This is a genomic window from Pseudochelatococcus sp. B33 (genome assembly GCF_053570585.1).
Map to the genome: position 1 here is coordinate 12,904 of NZ_JBSEFH010000032.1, position 16,215 is coordinate 29,118.

Sequence of the window (16,215 nt, forward strand, 5' to 3'; positions counted from 1 at the left end):
CATGACGACCATCGACATACTATTGACCGGCACCATCGTGCCGTCCGCCCAGAAGGCGCTCGCCGACGGATTCACGGTCCACGGGCTGACGGAAATCGTCGATCGGACGGCATGGCTGGCGCGCGACGGCGCCCGCATCCGGGCCATCGCCGCGACGAACGGCTTGCCGGTACCCGCGGACCTGATCGATGCCCTGCCGGCGCTGGAGATCATTGCCGGTTTCGGTGTCGGCTATGACAACATCGACGTTGCGGCCGCGGCCCAGCGCGGCATCGTCGTGACCAACACACCGGACGTGCTGACGGACGAGGTGGCGGATCTCACCGTGGGCCTGCTGCTCGCCACCATCCGGCAGATCCCGCAGGCGGATCGCTACCTGCGCGCCGGAAAATGGCTGGAGAGGCCGTTTCCGTTCACCGCCACCCTGCGCGAGCGCACCATCGGCATATTCGGCCTCGGCCGCATCGGGCTCGCCATCGCGCACCGGCTCGCCGCCTTCGGCGTGACGATCGTCTACCACAACCGCAACCCGCGCGATGACGTGCCCTTCCGCTACATCGGCACGCTGGAGGAGCTCGCGGCGGCGGCGGACGTGCTCGTCGTCGCCACGCCGGGGGGCGACAGCACGCACCATGCGGTGAACGCGCAGGTGCTGACGGCGCTCGGCCCGGAGGGCATCCTGATCAATATCGGCCGCGGCAGCACCGTGGACGAGGCGGCGCTGATCGGCGCGCTGGAGCGGGGCGAGATCCTGTCCGCCGGCCTCGACGTGTTCGAGGACGAGCCGCACGTGCCCGAGGCGCTCAAGGCCATCGAGCAGGCGGTGCTGCTGCCGCACGTCGGCTCGGCGTCGGTGCATACGCGTGATGCCATGGGCCGGGTGATGGTGGACAACCTGCGTTCGTGGTTTGCCGGCAAGGGGCCGCTGACGCCCGTGTCCGAAACGCCATGGCCGACGGCTGTTAAATGAGGCCGATCAGGGCAGTGTGAGGATGCCCGCGCCGCCGCCTTCCGTGCCGAAGGCAAGCCGCGCGCCCTTCGCATCCCAGGCGAGCGCGGTCACGGGCGAACCGTCGGGCGCGCGCGCCATGAGTTCGGCGGCGTCGGTCAGCCGGATCATCAGCACCGCGCCGTCGGCATAGCCGGCCGCCAGCACCAGGGCCGCCGGATGGAAGGCGACACGGGTGACGATCTCCTGGCGCACGCCGCATTCGCGCGGGGCCTTGCCCATCGGCCCGCCCTTGGCGAAGGGCCAGACGATGGCCGCTTCCGCCCCCGACGTCGCCAGCCAGTCGCCGTCGTGCGACCAGCTGAAGGAACGCGTCTTGGCCGGGTAGCCGGCCATGCGCATGTCCTTGCCGTCCTTCAGCCGCCAGCCGTGCAGGGTGTTCTCCTGCATCGAGGTGACGACGTATTGCCCGTCGGGCGAGAAGGTGACGTCGAGGTGCGATCCCTTCCACGTCAGCGTCTCGACGCCGTTCTCCACTGCCGGATACCACAGCGTCGCGCCGTTGTAGTGGGATATGGCGAGGCGATAGCCCTTGCCCGCGAAGTCGAGGCCCTGGGCGGTGGTGGCGACGGTGATCGCGGTTTCGCACCCCCAAGCCCCGCGGCCCCAAGCCCCGCGCCCCTTGGCGTCGCGGGCCTTCACCTCCCTGCCCGTACTCCACGCCAGCGCCCCGTCCGGGCGGGCGGCCAGCGCCGTGATCCAGCGGCCCTTCTCGTCGACCAACGTCTCGATGATGCCGTCGGCGCCGGTCGCGGCGATGCGTCCGTCGTCGCCGCCGGTGATCAGGCGCCCGCCGCCGGTGGCGGCGACGAGCGCGCCCGCATCCGGGTGCGCCTCCACCCGCCGGCGCTCACCCGCCGCATCGAGCCACACGCCGCCGTCGCCGAGCGCGAAGGCCGCCACACCGCCGAGCCAGCCGAGGCCCGTGACGTGGGCGCCCGCGTCGAAGGCCGCGACGCGGTCGAGGAGGGAAACCGCCGACATCGCGTTACGCCGCGCAGGCGAGGAAGCCCTCGCGGATGGCCTGCTCGTCGAGGTCGCGGCCGATGAACACGATCCGCGATTCGCGCTTCTCGCCCGGCTTCCATTCGCGCTGCAGGTCGCCTTCCAGAATCATGTGCACGCCCTGGAACACGAAGCGGCGCGGTTCGTCGCGGAAGGCGAGGATGCCCTTGGAGCGCAGGATGCTCGGCCCCTCGCGCTGCACGAGATCGTTGATCCACGGCAGGAACTTTTCCGGGATCACGTCGCCCGCAACGGTCAGCGCCACCGACTGCATGTCCTCGTCGTGATAGTGCTTGAGGCCGCCGTGATGGCCGTGGCCGTGGTCGTGGTGATCATGATGGTCGTGGTCGTGATGATGGTCGCAGCCGCAATCGGGGCCGTGCTCGTGATCATGATCGTGGTGATGCTCGTGCGCCTCCTCCTCGAGGAAGGCGGGCTCCAGCGTCAGGATGCGGTCGAGGTCGAAGGCGTTGCGCTCCAGCACCTCGGCGAGCGGCACGGCGGCGCGCTCAGTCTTGTGCAGCTTCGCATAGGGATTGATGGCGCGGATGCGGCCGACCACGTCCTGAAGCTCCTCCTGCGTGACGAGGTCGGTCTTGTTGAGCACGATGACATCGGCGAAGGCGATCTGATTCTTGGCCTCGGGCGCGTCCTTGAGGCGGTCACTGAGCCATCTGGCGTCCGCCACCGTCACCACGGCGTCGAGCCGTGTGCGCTCGGACACATCCTTGTCGACGAAGAAGGTCTGCGCCACGGGGGCGGGATCGGCAAGGCCGGTGGTCTCGACGATGATGGCGTCGAACTTGCCGCGCCGCTTGACGAGGCCCTCGATGATGCGGATCAGGTCGCCGCGCACGGTGCAGCAGATGCAGCCGTTGTTCATCTCGAACACTTCCTCGTCCGCGCCGACGATGAGGTCGTTGTCGATGCCGATCTCGCCGAATTCGTTGACGATCACGGCATAGCGGCGGCCGTGCTCCTCGCTGAGGATGCGGTTCAGCAGCGTGGTCTTGCCCGCGCCGAGATAGCCGGTGAGAACCGTGACGGGAATCTTGTCGCTCATGAAATGCTCCGCAGGCGCGTGACGATCCTTCGTTATCGATGTTATATCGTTCGCGCCGGCAAAAAGGGAAGGGCGGTCATGATGCGGCCGCTGTGCCGTCAGGAATGGCGGTGCTCGCCCTCGAGGCGCCAGGCGCTGCGGGCGAAGCGAAACGTCGCCCAGGCGGCGAGCACGCTGAAGGCGGCCATGAAGACGTATTCGAAAATCTCGCCCAGCTCGAGCAGGCCCGCAATCGCCCACCCGGCCGCGAGCGCAAGGGCGAAAAACTCCGCCGCCACAAGGACGATGGTGCTCACGACCGTGATCAGGCTCTTGACGCCCAGGGGCGCGGCGGAATCAGCCAGCGGTTTTTCGGCCAAGGGGGTTTCTCTCCGGTACAGACTATTCGACGATCAGTTAGCCCGGATCACCGCATTGACGCAAGACGGCATTACGGTGTTTGCTGCGCCCGTCGCCGGATGAATGAGGACAAACCGCGAGGATAAGATGTCATGAGTTCCCAGGCAGACCGCTATGCGATTTATTACGCCCCGCCTCCGGAAAGCGCGCTCTGGCGCTTCGGATCCGCCGTACTGGGCTATGACGGCGCAACCGGGGAGGAGGTTCCCCAGATCGTGCCGGCGGGGTTCGACAAGCCCACCTGGCGGCTGCTGACCGCCGATCCGCGCGTCTACGCCTTTCACGCCACGATCAAGGCCCCGTTCCGGCTGGCGGAGGGGCAGACGGAAGAAGCGCTCATCGAGGCGCTCGGCCGGTTCGCGGCGGAACGGCCCGCTTTCGAGCTGGCAAGGCTCGATGTCGCCGCCGTCGATGCGCGGGCGGGGGAGGGGGCGTTCGTCGCGCTCGTCGAATCGCGGCCGACGCCCGCCCTGGTGGAGCTGGAGCCCGCGGTCGTGGAGGCGTTCGAGCCCTTCCGCGCGCCGCTGACCGACAAGGAATTCGCCCGCCGTCTGCCGGAAACGCTGACGTCGCGCCAGCGCGAATGCCTCAATCGCTACGGCTATCCCTTCGTGCTGGAGAATTTCCGCTTCCACCTGACCCTGACCGGCCGCGTGCCCGAGGACCAGGTGGAGACGGCGCGCGCCGGGCTTGCGGCGCTCCATGCGCAACATGTCGGCGGCGAGCCGGCGCGCTTCGACGCGCTGGCGCTCTACCGGCAGGCGGCGGGGGCGGCCCGCTTCAAGGTGCTCGCCCGCGCCCCGCTTGGCGGATAGAGCAAAATCGCAATTCTGCTCTATCCATTTGTTAACGCATCAGATTTTTCCAAAAAGTGCGCACACTTTCTGGTTTGATGCGTAACGTCAGAGAATGAACCGGCTGAGGTCGGCGTTCTTCGCCAGATCGCCGACGCCGCCGCGCACGAAATCGCCGTCGATGGTCACCGTCTCGCCGGAGCGGTCGGGGGCGGTGAAGGAGATGTCGTCGAGCACCCGCTCGATCACCGTCTGAAGGCGGCGCGCGCCGATGTTCTCGATCGAGGCGTTCACCTCCACCGCGACGCGCGCGATGGCGTTGATGGCGTCGTCCGTGAAGACGAGCGTCACGCCCTCGGTGGCGAGCAGCGCCACCGACTGCTTGATGAGGCTCGCCTCGGTCTCGGTGAGGATGCGGCGGAAGTCCTCCTCGTCGAGCGGCGACAGCTCCACCCGGATCGGCAGGCGACCCTGCAGCTCCGGCAGCAGGTCGGACGGCTTCGCCACATGGAACGCGCCCGAGGCGATGAACAGGATGTGGTCCGTCTTCACCGTGCCGTGCTTGGTCGAGACGGTGGTGCCCTCGATCAGCGGCAGCAGGTCGCGCTGCACGCCCTCGCGCGACACGTCCGCGCCCGAGCGGCCCTCGCGGGCGCAGATCTTGTCGATCTCGTCGAGGAAGACGATGCCGTTCTCCTCGGTCTCGCGAATCGCCTGCTGGACGATGCTGTCCTGGTCGAGCAGCTTGTCGCTTTCCTCGGTGATCAGCGGCTCGTAGGCGTCGCGCACGTTGAGGCGGCGCGTGCGCGCCCGTCCGCCGCCGAGCTTGCCGAAAATGTCACCGAGCGAAATCGCCCCCACGGACGCGCCCGGCATGCCGGGCAGGTCGAACATGGGCAGGCCGGCGGCTTGCGCCTGCACCTCGATCTCGATTTCCTTGTCGTCGAGCTCGCCCGCCCGGAGCTTGCGGCGGAAGGCGTCGCGGGTGGTCTGGCTCGCGGTGGCGCCGACCAGCGCGTCGAGCACGCGCTCCTCCGCCGCCATCTGCGCCTTGGCCTTGACGTCCTTGCGCTTCGTCTCGCGCACCAGGCCGATGGCGACCTCCACGAGGTCGCGCACGATCTGTTCCACGTCGCGGCCGACATAGCCCACCTCGGTGAACTTGGTGGCCTCGACCTTCAGGAACGGCGCGCCGGCGAGCCTGGCGAGGCGGCGCGAGATCTCCGTCTTGCCGCAGCCGGTGGGGCCGATCATGAGGATGTTCTTCGGCAGCACCTCCTCGCGCAGCGGGCCGGTGAGCTGCTGGCGGCGCCAGCGGTTGCGCAGCGCGATCGCCACCGCGCGCTTGGCATCGCGCTGGCCGACGATGTGGCGGTCGAGTTCGGAAACGATCTCGCGGGGGGAAAAATTGGTCATCGGGCCACTGTGCTCTGGAAGGAATCGGCTCTGGAAAGAACCGGTCGGGGAAGCCTGTGCACGACGCTGTCGGGCAGCAGTCGCAGCAGGCCGTTGCGAAGGGGCCGCCACAGGGCGCTGATCGCCAGCACGTAGGCGCCGAGCGCGAGCACGGCGAGGCCAAAGGTGCTGGACGAAAAGTCGGCGTTCTCGATCAGCGCGTAGAAGGCGAAGCCGGCGTAGATCAGCCCCGCGCTCAGGATCGCGCGCCGGTCGATGGCGAGCGCGACGAGGCTCAGCACTGCGAGCGTGGCGAGAATCATCAGCGCCGCCTCGCGGTCGAGGCGGTCGAGGCTGATGTCGCCGACGACGACGGTGACGATCGGGTGGATGATCATCGAGGCGGCGAGCAGATGCAGCCAGAACGCGATGTCCGTGCGCCGCGAGGTGCGCGTGAGGTCCCCGAGGTCGAAATGCGCGGCGAGGGCGAACACCATCAGCCCGCCGGCGAGCAGCAGGCCGGTCAGATGCGCGAAGCCCCATTCGGGGGCGACCAGCAGCACCGCGGCGATGCCCGCGAGCGCGAGCGTGCCCGCGCCGGCGGCGATGGTGATCGGCACGCGGAAACGCCAGTAGTGCAGCGCCACCGCAGCGAAGGTCAGCAGCGCCGCGGCGACCACGACGGCAGGCGTCTCCTCGACGAAGGGATCAAGCGAGAGGACGCCCGCTCGCGCCGCATCGCCAATGAGCGGCGACAGCCACCAGATGAGGCCGAGCAGCACCGATCCCGCGAAGGCGGCGAGCAGCAGGATGCTCGGCAGGGCCATGCGCCGGCGGCGGCTGAACAGTTCCGCCAGCGCCCACGACGAGGTGGCGACGGCGGCGCAGGCGGCGATGTCGCCGACGTTCTCGCCGAAGAGCAGGATCACCGCGCCGAGGAACAGGCCAATGCCGATGCTGACGAAAATATCGTTGAAGCCGCTGATGAAGCGCAGTTTCTCGTCGTCCGGGACGGGTTCGGCGGCGGTCCTTTCGCCAGCGGCGAGTTCCGCCGCCAGCTCGGTCAGCGCCGTCGCCTGTTCGGGGCGCAGGATGCCCCGCTCCACGGCGGCCGAGAGGACTTGGGGGGCGATCATGTGGGCTCCGCCGCCTCCAGCGCCTCGATGACGAGGCTCGTGTTGGTGTAGACGCAGATCTCGGCGGCGATGGCCATGGAACGGCGCACGATCTCCTCGGCGTCGTGGGGCGAATCGGCCAGGGCGCGTGCGGCGGCGAGCGCGTAATTGCCGCCCGAGCCGATGGCCATGATTGCCGCGCCGTGGTGCAGCTCCGGCTCCAGCACGTCGCCGGTGCCGGAAATGAGCAGCCCGACCTCGCGGTCGGCGACGAGCATCATGGCCTCGAGCCGCCGCAGGAAGCGGTCGGTGCGCCAGTCCTTGGCGAGCTCGACGCAGGCGCGCGTCAGCTGGCCGGGATATTGCTCGAGCTTGGCCTCGAGGCGTTCGAACAGGGTGAAGGCGTCGGCCGTCGCGCCGGCAAAACCGCATACGACGCTGCCCTTGGCGAGCCGGCGCACCTTGCGCGCGTTGCCCTTGACGACGGTCTGCCCGAGGCTGACCTGCCCGTCGCCGCCCATGACGACGCGCCCGCCCTTGCGGACCATGAGAATTGTTGTGGCGTGGAACTGACCGTCACGATTGTCTTGCATGCACGCTGTGCCTTATGGACCCTGTTGCCTCGATGCGAGGCCCAACATGTAAGCGCCTTTTCGGGCAATGCAAACCACACAATGCAACTGCCCTTGCGAACCGGAATCGGAAAAGGTGCAGGTGAGCCGCTCTGGCGCGGGGCGCGAACTCTTGCTACAAGCGGCCAAACGACTGGAGTATTGCTTACCATGCGCAGCGCCACGGTGGAACGACGCACCAAGGAAACCGATGTGGCCGTCAGCCTCGATCTCGACGGCACGGGCCAGGCCGAGATCACGACGGGCGTGGGCTTCTTCGACCACATGCTCGATCTCTTCGCCCGCCATGCGCTGTTCGATCTCAAGGTGAAGGTGACGGGCGACCTGCACATCGACCAGCACCACACGGTGGAGGATACCGGCATCGCGCTCGGCGAGGCGTTCCGCAAGGCGCTCGGCGACAAGCGCGGCATCACCCGCTACGCCGACGTGCATCTGCCCATGGACGAGACGCTGACGCGCGTCGCCGTCGATATCTCCGGTCGGCCGTTCCTGGTGTTCCGGACGGAATTCGCGCGCGAGAAGATCGGCGCTTTCGATACCGAGCTGGTGCGCGAGTGGTTCCAGGCGTTCACCATCAACGCCGGGCTGACGCTGCACGTCGAAACGCTCTATGGCGAGAACGCGCACCATATCGCCGAGAGCAGCTTCAAGGGGCTGGCGCGGGCGCTGCGCAAGGCGGTGAGCCGCGATCCGCGCGAGGGCGAGCGCGTTCCCTCGACCAAGGGTTCGCTCTAGACGATGTCATCATTTCATGGAAAACGATAACGTCGTCTAACTTTTTGATTTTGAGCGAATTCTTATCGACCAGACGATTCCGTCTGATCGGAACGCGCTCTGGAGCGGGGAGGCTGACATGGCTGTCTACACGTTTCACGTGCCCGGCAATGCCGCTCGCGGCGATGCGAAGGCGCTGGAGCAGGCGGTGCTGGTGCGCGACGGCTTCTCGTGGAGCGCGCTGATCTTTCAGGTGCTGTGGTGCCTGTGGAACGGGCTCTGGCTCGTCGCCCTCGCTTTCCTGCTGGTGAGCGTCGCGCTGTCGTTCGGGCTGGAATGGGCCGGCGTGCCGGATGCGGCGATCGGCCTCGCCGGCCTGCTGCTCGCGATCCTGTTCGCGCTCGAGGCCAACAACCTGCGCCGGCTGTCGCTGGAGCGGCGCGGTCTCGCGCTGCGCGGCGTCGTCGTCGCGCCCGATCTCCACGAGGCCGAGCGGCGCGCCTTTTCCGTCTGGCTGGAGGGCGACGGGCAGGGACAAGGACAACGGCAGGGACAAGGAACAGCGCCGGCCGGCCCTCTCCAGCATGCGCCGGCCAGGGCGAAGCCCGCCTATGCGGCGCGCGATCCCGAGGTGATCGGCCTGTTTCCCGCAGCGGAGGAACCGCGTTGAGTACCGTCATCGTCGACTACGGATCGGGCAATCTGCATTCGGTGCACAAGGCTTTCGAGCGCGCGGCGCGCGAGGCCGGCGTCAATGAGGTGGCGCACGTCAGCGCCGATCCCGAGCGGGTGCGCGCCGCCTCACGCGTCGTGCTGCCCGGCGTCGGCGCCTTCGCCGACTGCCGCAGGGGGCTCGACGCGGTGGAGGGCATGGGCGAGGCGCTGGAGGAGGCCGTGCGCCGGCGCGGCGTGCCATTCCTGGGCATCTGCGTCGGCATGCAGCTTCTCGCCACGCGCGGCCTCGAATACGAGATCACGCCGGGCCTCGGCTGGATCGCCGGCGACGTGTCGCTGATCGAACCGGCCGATCCGTCGCTGAAGATCCCGCACATGGGCTGGAACACGCTCGACGTGGTCAACGGCCACGCGCTGCTTGCCGGCATCCCGACCGGACCCGACGGCCTGCACGCCTATTTCGTCCATTCCTACGCGCTGCACCCGGAAAACCCGGCCGACCTCGTGGCGACGACCGACTACGCCGGCGCGCTCACCGCCGTCGTGGCGCGCGACAACGTCGTCGGCGTGCAGTTCCATCCCGAGAAGAGCCAGGCGCTCGGCCTCGCGCTCATCGCCAATTTCCTGAGGTGGCGCCCGTGATCCTGTTTCCCGCCATCGACCTGAAGGACGGCCGCTGCGTGCGTCTCATTCAGGGCGACATGAACCGCGCCACCGTGTTCAACGACGACCCGGCCGAACAGGCCGAGACCTTCGCCGAACAGGGCTTCTCGTGGCTGCACGTGGTCGATCTCGACGGCGCCTTCGCCGGCAAGCCGGTCAACCAGGCCGCGGTGGACGATATCCTGTCGCGCGTGCGCATTCCGGTGCAGCTCGGCGGCGGCATCCGCAATCTGGCGACCGTCGAGGGCTGGTTGGCCAAGGGCATCGCCCGCGTCATCATCGGCACGGCGGCGGTGCGCGATCCCGATTTCGTGCGCGAGGCCGCGAAACGGTTCCCCGGCAAGGTCGCCGTCGGCATCGACGCGTGGGACGGCAAGGTCGCCGTCGAGGGCTGGGCCGAAACCTCCGAGCTGACGGCGGTCGAACTCGGCAAGCGCTTCGAGGACGCGGGCGTTGCGGCCATCATCTACACCGACATCGCCCGCGACGGGCTGGTGCAGGGCCTCAACATCGACAGCACGCTGGCGCTGGCGCGGGCCGTGAGCATCCCGGTCATCGCCTCGGGCGGGCTTGCCTCCATCAAGGACGTCGAGCGGCTCATCGCACCCGACTGCGCCATCCTGGAGGGCGCGATCACGGGGCGCGCGCTCTACGACGGGCGGCTCGATCCGCGCGAGGCCATCGCGCTTATCGCAAGGACCTCCCCGGCCTCTTCGGAAGGAGCGCGCTGATGCTGAAGAACCGCATCATCCCCTGCCTCGACGTGAAGGACGGGCGCGTGGTCAAGGGCGTGCAATTCGTGGGCCTGCGCGACGCGGGCGATCCGGTGGAGGCAGCCCGCGCTTACGACGCCGCCGGCGCGGACGAGCTGTGCTTCCTCGATATCACCGCAAGCCACGAGGATCGCGGCATCCTGCTTGACGTGGTGCGGCGCACCGCCGAGGCCTGCTTCATCCCGCTGACCGTGGGCGGGGGCGTGCGCAAGGTCGACGACATCCGCGCGCTGCTGCTCGCCGGCGCGGACAAGGTGTCGATCAACACGGCCGCGGTCAACGACCGGCGTTTCGTGCGCCAGGCGGCGGAGAAGTTCGGCAGCCAGTGCATCGTCGTCGCCATCGACGCCAAGCGCGTGTCCGGCCCCGGTGAGGACCCGGCGAATGAAACACCGTCCTGGGAAATCTTCACCCACGGCGGCCGCAAGGCGACCGGCATCGACGCCGTCGCCTTCGCCGAGGAGGTGGTGGAGCTGGGCGCGGGCGAACTGCTCGTCACTTCCATGGACCGCGACGGCACCAAGGCCGGCTACGACATCGCCCTCACCCGCGCCATCGCCGATGCGGTGCCGGTGCCGGTGATCGCCTCGGGCGGCGTCGGCACGCTGGAGCATCTGGTCGCGGGCATCCGCGACGGCCACGCCACGGCGGTGCTGGCGGCGTCCATCTTTCATTTCGGCGCCTTCACGGTAGCTGAAGCCAAGGACGCCCTGGCGGCGGCGGGGCTTCCCGTGCGTCGCGACCACCGGGTGGGCAGGACAGGAGGCGGGGCGGCATGAGCGACAGCGAAAAGTCCTTCACCCTCGAGGATCTGGAAGCCATCGTCGCGCGGCGCGGGGCCGAGAGCCCGGACGTGTCCTACACCGCACGCCTCCTTGCCGGCGGCGTCGGTCGTTCAGCCAAGAAACTCGGCGAGGAGGCGGTCGAGGCAGTGATCGCGGCCGTCGAGGGCGACCGCGACGGGCTCGTGGCCGAGAGCGCGGACGTGCTCTACCACCTTCTCGTCGTGCTGCAAGCGCGAAATATTGCATTGCACGATGTGCTGAACGAGCTTAAACGGCGGACAGCCCAATCTGGTCTTGAGGAAAAGGCGGCCAGAAAACCCTGATCAGGTCGTTTCTTGAAGATCATGCTGAATCGACGGCGCCGGCGGGCAGCGGCGCGGGTCGCAGTGTGGAGGCTGGCATGACACCGCTGAACGGAGAATTGTCGCCCTACCGGGTTTTCACCCGCGAGGAATGGGCGAGCCTGCGCGCCGATACACCCATGACGCTCACCGTCGACGAGCTGGTGCGCCTGCAGTCGCTCAACGACCGGTTGTCGCTGTCGGAGGTCGCGGAGATCTATCTGCCGCTGTCGCGCCTGCTGTCGCTCTATGTCGCGGCGATGCAGGGGCTGTTCCGCGCAACCGAGCGGTTTCTGGCGGTCGAGGACGGCAAGGTGCCCTACATCATCGGCATCGCCGGATCGGTGGCGGCGGGCAAGTCCACCACCGCCCGCGTGCTGGAGGCGCTGCTGGCGCGCTGGCCCAATACGCCGAAGGTGCAGCTTCTCACCACCGACGGCTTCCTGTTTCCGAATGCGGAGCTCCAGCGGCTCGGCATCATGAGGCGCAAGGGCTTCCCCGAAAGCTACGACACGCCGGCGCTGCTGCGCTTCCTCACGGCGATCAAGGCGGGGGCGCGCAACGTGCGCGCGCCGGTCTACTCGCACCTCACCTACGACGTGGTTCCCGGCGAGGAGGAGATCGTCGACCGGCCGGACATCCTCATCGTCGAGGGGTTGAACGTGCTCCAGCCCGCGCGCCTGCCCAAGGATGGCCGGGCAATACCGTTCGTGTCCGACTTCTTCGATTTCTCGATCTACGTGGACGCCGACGAGGACAGGCTGCACGAATGGTACGTCAGCCGGTTCATGCGGTTGCGCGAGACGGCGTTCCGCAATCCGCAATCCTACTTCCGCCGCTATGCCGAGGTGCCGGAGGACGAGGCGCGGCAGACGGCGGAAGAGCTGTGGACCGGGACCAACCTCATCAACCTGCGCGACAACATCCTGCCCACCCGCCAGCGCGCCAGCCTCATCCTGCGCAAGGGCGACAGCCACCGCATCGAGGAAGTGGCGCTGCGGCGGCTGTGAGGCGTCAGCGCGGCCTCGGTCTACGGCGTTTTCGAGCGAAGTCCGGGAGCGTCGGCGTCAGATATGGTAGACGAAGGAATCCATCTCGTCCTTCGGCAGATCCCGCATTTCGGCGAGGTTGCGCCTGTCGAGCACGCGGGCGATCGCTTCGCGCACTTCCAGCATCATCAGCCGCACGGCGCAGGCGTCTTCGTTGGGGCAGTCCTCGCAGGGGCGGTAGGCGGTCTTGCTGGCGCAGGGCAGGGGCGCCAGCGGGCCGTCGAGCACGCGCACCACATCGCCGACGATGATGGTCTCCGGCGGACGCGCGAGCATGTAGCCGCCGCCCTTGCCCTTCTTGCTGTGCAGGAAGCCTGCGTTGCGCAACTCGCCCAGGATGGCGTCGAGGAATTTCTTCGGGATGTTGTTGCTCTCCGCGATGTCGGCCACCAGTGCCGATGTGCCGGGAGGCAGGCGCGCGAGATGGACGGCGGCCTTGAGACCGTATTTCCCCTTCTTCGTTAACATATTGATTTGTCTCTTTTCGTGAAATCAGCAGTACGGGGTTCCGGCTCGTCGCGGAGGCCTGTCGCGGTGGCATCACCGGCAGGGCGCCATGATTCACGCGCATCGCCCGCCGTCGAATCAGCGCCTGGATGAAGCTCTTGGTATCGCATCGTTTCTCCGCCCGTCGCGCAAAACTGGAATGGCTTTAAAATATGTATACTTTTACCAAATCGCTATACTTTACAAAATATATCGCGTTGTTTTTTCTGTGCAAGATTGCACCCGGCGGAGAGAGTGCGGTCATTTGCCGGAGGCGGCGGAAGGCTCCCGGCCGTCGGCGGCGCTGAGCGCGCGCCAGACGCGAAGCGCCTCGACATGCGCGCGCACGTCATGCACACGCAGAATGGCAGCGCCCTGCGCCAGGGCGAACAGATGCGCCGCCAGCGTGCCGTTGAGGCGTTCCGGCGCGGGGCGGCCGATCAGCGCGCCGATGAAGGATTTTCGCGAGGCCCCCGCCAGCACCGGGTAGCCCATCCGCCGGATTTGCGCAAGCGCATGAAGGGCCTGCATGCTTTGCTCCGCCGTCTTGCCGAAGCCGATGCCGGGATCGAGGACGATGTCGGCGTCCCTGATGCCCGCCCGCCGGGCGATGGCGAGGGAGCGCTCGAAGAAACGGCGCATGTCGTCGACGATATCGATTGCGGGATCGGCCGCCTCGCGGTTGTGCATGACGATCACCGGCGCGCCGAACGCCGCCGCGACGTCGGCGATTGCCGGATCGCGCTGCAAGCCCCAGACATCGTTGACGATTTCGGCCCCGGCTTCGAGCGCGGCGCGGGCGGTCGAGGCCTTGTAGGTGTCGATCGATACGGGAACGGCGCGGGCGCGCGCGATCGGCACGACCGCCTCCAGAACCGGCAGCACACGCGCCTGTTCCGCCTCGGCGGAGACGGGGGCGTGGCCGGGGCGCGTCGATTCGCCGCCGATGTCGATGATGTCCGCTTCCTCGTCCAGCATCCTCCGCGCCTGCGCGAGCGCCGCCGCGGGGGCGTCGAACAGCCCGCCGTCGGAGAACGAATCCGGGGTGACGTTGAGGACGCCCATGATCAGCGGCGGGTCTTGGGCGAGCCGCTCACTGAAGGTCGTTGGGATGGTCACGATGCTTCTCCTTCCACGCCGTCTATCCAGGTGGCGGTGACGGCGAGGGTGTCGTCGAGCAGGGCGAGGCTCGCGCGCTGGCCCGGCCTGATGGCGCCGAATGCGTGATCGAGGCCCAGAAACGCCGCCGGATAGGCCGAGGCCATGCGCAGCGCCTGCGCGAGCGGCACGTCGAGGTGCGCCACGGCATTGCGCACGGCGGACGCCATGTCGAGGTCGGAGCCGGCGAGCGTGCCGTCCTCGGCCGTGAGGCGGCCGCCGAGGGGCGTGTGCTCGCGGGTGATCGTGCGGCCGAGCAGGGAGAACGTGTCGTCGGCGGCGCCGACGGAGGGCATGGCGTCCGTGACCAGCATGACGCGCGCCGGCCCGTGGGCGCGGATCGCCGCCTTCAGCGACACGGGCGAGACGTGATGCCCGTCGGCGATGATGCCGATATAGGCCTGCGCGTCGGTGATGGCCGCGCCCACCGGGCCGGGGTCGCGTCCGGCCATCGGCGGCATGGCGTTGAAGAGATGGGTGAAGCCAGTGACGCCGAGCGCGCGCGCCTGCGCGATCTCATCGGCGCTCGCGGCGGTATGTCCGGCCGAGAGCACCACGCCCGCCTCCGCCAGCCGGGCGAGGGCGCCAGCGGGAACGCGCTCCGGCGCGAGCGTCACGAGCACCCTGAAGTCCGGCGCGAGATCGCGGGCGAGGGCGGCGATCCGCCGCACGTCGTCGTCGGCGATCGGGCGAATCAGCGACGCGTCGTGCACGCCCTTGCGCGCCGGGTTGAGGAACGGTCCTTCCAGGTGAATGCCGAGAAAGCCCGGCACGCCGGCTCTCGCCGCCGCCCGCGCCGCGTCGATGGCGCGCTGCATCCGCTCGGGCGTATCGGTGATGAAGGTGGGCAGGAACCCCGTGGTGCCATGGTGCCGGTGCGCGGCGCCGATGGCGGCGATGCCCGCGACATCGGCCGAATCGTTGAACAGCACCCCGCCGCCGCCGTTGACCTGCACGTCGATGAAGCCGGGCACGAGCCGCCCGGCGATACGCCGGCGCGCGATGGCGGGGTCGAGCGCCGCCTCCGGCAGGACGGCGGCGATGCGGCCGTCGGCGATCACCAGTGCATGGCCGGCAAGCCACGGGTCGTCATGGTCCGCGCCGTCGCCGAGGATGCGCGCGCCGACGAGGGCATGCAGCGCATCCGCGCGGCTCGATACGGGTCGGATCATGGCGCGTCTTTTCCGGCGCGGAAGGCGCGGGCCATGATGATGGCCCCGTCGAGCGCATCGGCGCGCGGGGGCGCCAGGGCCTTCTGCGCCGCGGCCGAGAGCCACGGCCGCACCGTGTCGGCGAGGCCGCCGATGAGGTGGACGCGCGGCGCGCCGAGCGCCAGCAGGCGCAGCGCCAGCTCGTCGACGAAGCCGGCGGCCTCCGCGGCGATGCGGCGGGCGAGGGCGTCGCCCTGCGCCGCATGGGCGTAGACGAGCGGCGCGAAACGGGCATAGTCGGCGGGCGTCGCCCCGTCGGACCAGTCCACCACCTGCTCCGGCGTGGGGCCGATGTCGGCCAGGACGGCGGCGGCCAGCGAGCTCGCCGGCAGCAGCCCGTCGTAGACCTTGAGCGCGTAGCGCACGGCCTCGCGGCCGGTGACCGCGCCGCTGCCGTCATCGGACACGGGAAAGCCCCAGCCGCCGATGTTGATGCGCGCGCCGCCCCGCTCCATGAACCCGCAGACGCCGGTGCCGACGATGAGGATGGCGCCGCGGTCGTCCGGTGCGTCGCCCTCGGTCGCGCCGAGCCAGGCCGTATAGGCGTCCGTGTCCAGCGCGATGCCGGCAAAGGGAAACGGCTGCGCCAGCAGGCGCTGGCAGGCGCTGGCCTGCCCGGCTCCGGCGAGGCCGAGTCCGGCGATGGTGTCGCGCCAGATCGCGGCATCGAGGCCGGCTGCCCGGCGCGCGGCCTCGGCGGAATCGAGGATGGATTGCCGCACGCGTGCGACATCGAGGCGTACATTGGCCGAGCCGTTCTTGCCTTCGCCCAGAAGGCGGCCCGCCGCGTCGCGCAGCCGCGCCCGGCAGCCGGTGCCGCCGCCGTCTATGCCGAGGTAATACAGGCCCGCCATCTCCCGTCCGTATGAAATGCCGTCGATCGTGTCGTTTCACCGATAGCGCCGAAGCATCGAGCAGGAAAGTGTAAACCGCTTTTCGGATCAA

The 16,215-nt window shown here is 68.7% G+C and carries 19 protein-coding genes; 9 read left to right on the plus strand and 10 right to left on the minus strand.

Translation table 11 applies throughout. The annotated features are described in order from the left end of the window. The first annotated feature begins 1 nt into the window (after position 1). Positions 2-970, plus strand: a complete 969-nt coding sequence (locus ACUSIJ_RS25900; RefSeq protein ID WP_449311305.1) for a 2-hydroxyacid dehydrogenase — start codon at positions 2-4, stop codon at positions 968-970. A 6-nt stretch (positions 971-976) separates the two neighbouring features. On the opposite strand, the gene ACUSIJ_RS25905 is transcribed toward ACUSIJ_RS25900, so the two are convergent. The 3 genes from ACUSIJ_RS25905 to ACUSIJ_RS25915 all read right to left on the minus strand — a co-directional run bounded on the left by ACUSIJ_RS25905 (position 977) and on the right by ACUSIJ_RS25915 (position 3,436). Beyond that, entirely contained in the window at positions 977-1,993 is a 1,017-nt protein-coding gene (locus tag ACUSIJ_RS25905; protein ID WP_449311306.1) for a WD40 repeat domain-containing protein, read from the minus strand. Between the two features lie 4 nt (positions 1,994-1,997). After that, positions 1,998-3,077 (minus strand): CobW family GTP-binding protein, encoded by a 1,080-nt coding sequence (locus ACUSIJ_RS25910; RefSeq protein ID WP_449311307.1) that lies wholly within the window; start codon positions 3,075-3,077, stop codon positions 1,998-2,000. 98 nt (positions 3,078-3,175) lie between these two features. Beyond that, the gene (locus tag ACUSIJ_RS25915) at positions 3,176-3,436 is read right to left on the minus strand and encodes a hypothetical protein (RefSeq protein ID WP_449311308.1); all 261 of its coding nucleotides are present in this window, start codon (positions 3,434-3,436) and stop codon (positions 3,176-3,178) included. Between the two features lie 132 nt (positions 3,437-3,568). On the opposite strand from ACUSIJ_RS25915, the gene ACUSIJ_RS25920 reads away from it, so the two are divergent. Continuing rightward, positions 3,569-4,291 carry a DUF1045 domain-containing protein gene (locus tag ACUSIJ_RS25920; protein WP_449311309.1) on the plus strand — a complete coding sequence of 241 codons (723 nt, stop codon included), beginning with the start codon at positions 3,569-3,571 and terminating at the stop codon, positions 4,289-4,291. An 87-nt stretch (positions 4,292-4,378) separates the two neighbouring features. Here ACUSIJ_RS25920 and hslU read toward each other — a convergent pair whose 3' ends face one another. Genes hslU through hslV form a run of 3 tightly spaced genes read right to left on the minus strand, consistent with a single transcriptional unit; the run spans position 4,379 to position 7,373 of the window. After that, a complete protein-coding gene (hslU, locus tag ACUSIJ_RS25925) occupies positions 4,379-5,686 on the minus strand; it encodes an ATP-dependent protease ATPase subunit HslU (RefSeq protein WP_449311310.1) in 1,308 nt (435 codons plus the stop codon). Next, positions 5,683-6,801 (minus strand): hypothetical protein, encoded by a 1,119-nt coding sequence (locus tag ACUSIJ_RS25930; protein WP_449311311.1) that lies wholly within the window; start codon positions 6,799-6,801, stop codon positions 5,683-5,685. The genes hslU and ACUSIJ_RS25930 overlap by 4 nt, the downstream gene beginning before the upstream one ends. Then, positions 6,798-7,373 carry an ATP-dependent protease subunit HslV gene (hslV, locus tag ACUSIJ_RS25935; RefSeq protein ID WP_449311312.1) on the minus strand — a complete coding sequence of 192 codons (576 nt, stop codon included), beginning with the start codon at positions 7,371-7,373 and terminating at the stop codon, positions 6,798-6,800. The genes ACUSIJ_RS25930 and hslV overlap by 4 nt, the downstream gene beginning before the upstream one ends. 189 nt (positions 7,374-7,562) lie before the next feature. Between hslV and hisB the strand changes: the two genes are divergently transcribed. From hisB to coaA, 7 genes are all read left to right on the plus strand, one after another. Further along, positions 7,563-8,150 (plus strand): imidazoleglycerol-phosphate dehydratase HisB, encoded by a 588-nt coding sequence (gene hisB / locus ACUSIJ_RS25940; protein WP_449311313.1) that lies wholly within the window; start codon positions 7,563-7,565, stop codon positions 8,148-8,150. A 118-nt stretch (positions 8,151-8,268) separates the two neighbouring features. Continuing rightward, on the plus strand, positions 8,269-8,799 hold the full coding sequence (locus ACUSIJ_RS25945) for a DUF2628 domain-containing protein (RefSeq protein WP_449311314.1): 531 nt from the start codon (positions 8,269-8,271) through the stop codon (positions 8,797-8,799). After that, complete coding sequence (hisH, locus tag ACUSIJ_RS25950) at positions 8,796-9,446, plus strand: imidazole glycerol phosphate synthase subunit HisH (RefSeq protein WP_449311315.1); 651 nt, start codon at positions 8,796-8,798, stop codon at positions 9,444-9,446. The genes ACUSIJ_RS25945 and hisH overlap by 4 nt, the downstream gene beginning before the upstream one ends. Beyond that, a complete protein-coding gene (gene hisA / locus ACUSIJ_RS25955; protein WP_449311316.1) occupies positions 9,434-10,198 on the plus strand; it encodes a 1-(5-phosphoribosyl)-5-[(5-phosphoribosylamino)methylideneamino]imidazole-4-carboxamide isomerase in 765 nt (254 codons plus the stop codon). Before hisH ends, hisA begins: the two co-directional genes overlap by 13 nt. After that, on the plus strand, positions 10,198-11,019 hold the full coding sequence (gene hisF, locus ACUSIJ_RS25960) for an imidazole glycerol phosphate synthase subunit HisF (RefSeq protein WP_449311317.1): 822 nt from the start codon (positions 10,198-10,200) through the stop codon (positions 11,017-11,019). The genes hisA and hisF overlap by 1 nt, the downstream gene beginning before the upstream one ends. Then, entirely contained in the window at positions 11,016-11,348 is a 333-nt protein-coding gene (locus tag ACUSIJ_RS25965; protein WP_449311318.1) for a phosphoribosyl-ATP diphosphatase, read from the plus strand. The genes hisF and ACUSIJ_RS25965 overlap by 4 nt, the downstream gene beginning before the upstream one ends. A 77-nt stretch (positions 11,349-11,425) precedes the next feature. Next, positions 11,426-12,376 carry a type I pantothenate kinase gene (coaA, locus tag ACUSIJ_RS25970; RefSeq protein ID WP_449311319.1) on the plus strand — a complete coding sequence of 317 codons (951 nt, stop codon included), beginning with the start codon at positions 11,426-11,428 and terminating at the stop codon, positions 12,374-12,376. 57 nt (positions 12,377-12,433) lie between these two features. Here coaA and ACUSIJ_RS25975 read toward each other — a convergent pair whose 3' ends face one another. The 4 genes from ACUSIJ_RS25975 to ACUSIJ_RS25990 all read right to left on the minus strand — a co-directional run bounded on the left by ACUSIJ_RS25975 (position 12,434) and on the right by ACUSIJ_RS25990 (position 16,124). Beyond that, on the minus strand, positions 12,434-12,883 hold the full coding sequence (locus ACUSIJ_RS25975) for an RrF2 family transcriptional regulator (RefSeq protein ID WP_449311320.1): 450 nt from the start codon (positions 12,881-12,883) through the stop codon (positions 12,434-12,436). A gap of 279 nt (positions 12,884-13,162) precedes the next feature. After that, positions 13,163-13,966, minus strand: a complete 804-nt coding sequence (gene folP / locus ACUSIJ_RS25980) for a dihydropteroate synthase (protein ID WP_449311350.1) — start codon at positions 13,964-13,966, stop codon at positions 13,163-13,165. Between the two features lie 50 nt (positions 13,967-14,016). After that, on the minus strand, positions 14,017-15,231 hold the full coding sequence (nagA, locus tag ACUSIJ_RS25985; RefSeq protein ID WP_449311321.1) for an N-acetylglucosamine-6-phosphate deacetylase: 1,215 nt from the start codon (positions 15,229-15,231) through the stop codon (positions 14,017-14,019). Further along, positions 15,228-16,124 carry a BadF/BadG/BcrA/BcrD ATPase family protein gene (locus tag ACUSIJ_RS25990; RefSeq protein ID WP_449311322.1) on the minus strand — a complete coding sequence of 299 codons (897 nt, stop codon included), beginning with the start codon at positions 16,122-16,124 and terminating at the stop codon, positions 15,228-15,230. The genes nagA and ACUSIJ_RS25990 overlap by 4 nt, the downstream gene beginning before the upstream one ends. Positions 16,125-16,215 lie beyond the last annotated feature (91 nt).

Bases quoted from the DNA above. Each gene is read 5' to 3' on its own strand.
- ACUSIJ_RS25900 (WP_449311305.1), top strand. From the start codon at position 2: ATGACGACCATCGACATACTATTGACCGGCACCATCGTGCCGTCCGCC.
- ACUSIJ_RS25905 (WP_449311306.1), bottom strand. From the start codon at position 1,993: ATGTCGGCGGTTTCCCTCCTCGACCGCGTCGCGGCCTTCGACGCGGGC.
- ACUSIJ_RS25910 (WP_449311307.1), bottom strand. From the start codon at position 3,077: ATGAGCGACAAGATTCCCGTCACGGTTCTCACCGGCTATCTCGGCGCG.
- ACUSIJ_RS25920 (WP_449311309.1), top strand. From the start codon at position 3,569: ATGAGTTCCCAGGCAGACCGCTATGCGATTTATTACGCCCCGCCTCCG.
- hslU (WP_449311310.1), bottom strand. From the start codon at position 5,686: ATGACCAATTTTTCCCCCCGCGAGATCGTTTCCGAACTCGACCGCCAC.
- ACUSIJ_RS25930 (WP_449311311.1), bottom strand. From the start codon at position 6,801: ATGATCGCCCCCCAAGTCCTCTCGGCCGCCGTGGAGCGGGGCATCCTG.
- hslV (WP_449311312.1), bottom strand. From the start codon at position 7,373: ATGCAAGACAATCGTGACGGTCAGTTCCACGCCACAACAATTCTCATG.
- hisB (WP_449311313.1), top strand. From the start codon at position 7,563: ATGCGCAGCGCCACGGTGGAACGACGCACCAAGGAAACCGATGTGGCC.
- ACUSIJ_RS25945 (WP_449311314.1), top strand. From the start codon at position 8,269: ATGGCTGTCTACACGTTTCACGTGCCCGGCAATGCCGCTCGCGGCGAT.
- hisF (WP_449311317.1), top strand. From the start codon at position 10,198: ATGCTGAAGAACCGCATCATCCCCTGCCTCGACGTGAAGGACGGGCGC.
- ACUSIJ_RS25965 (WP_449311318.1), top strand. From the start codon at position 11,016: ATGAGCGACAGCGAAAAGTCCTTCACCCTCGAGGATCTGGAAGCCATC.
- coaA (WP_449311319.1), top strand. From the start codon at position 11,426: ATGACACCGCTGAACGGAGAATTGTCGCCCTACCGGGTTTTCACCCGC.
- ACUSIJ_RS25975 (WP_449311320.1), bottom strand. From the start codon at position 12,883: ATGTTAACGAAGAAGGGGAAATACGGTCTCAAGGCCGCCGTCCATCTC.
- folP (WP_449311350.1), bottom strand. From the start codon at position 13,966: ATGGGCGTCCTCAACGTCACCCCGGATTCGTTCTCCGACGGCGGGCTG.
- nagA (WP_449311321.1), bottom strand. From the start codon at position 15,231: ATGATCCGACCCGTATCGAGCCGCGCGGATGCGCTGCATGCCCTCGTC.
- ACUSIJ_RS25990 (WP_449311322.1), bottom strand. From the start codon at position 16,124: ATGGCGGGCCTGTATTACCTCGGCATAGACGGCGGCGGCACCGGCTGC.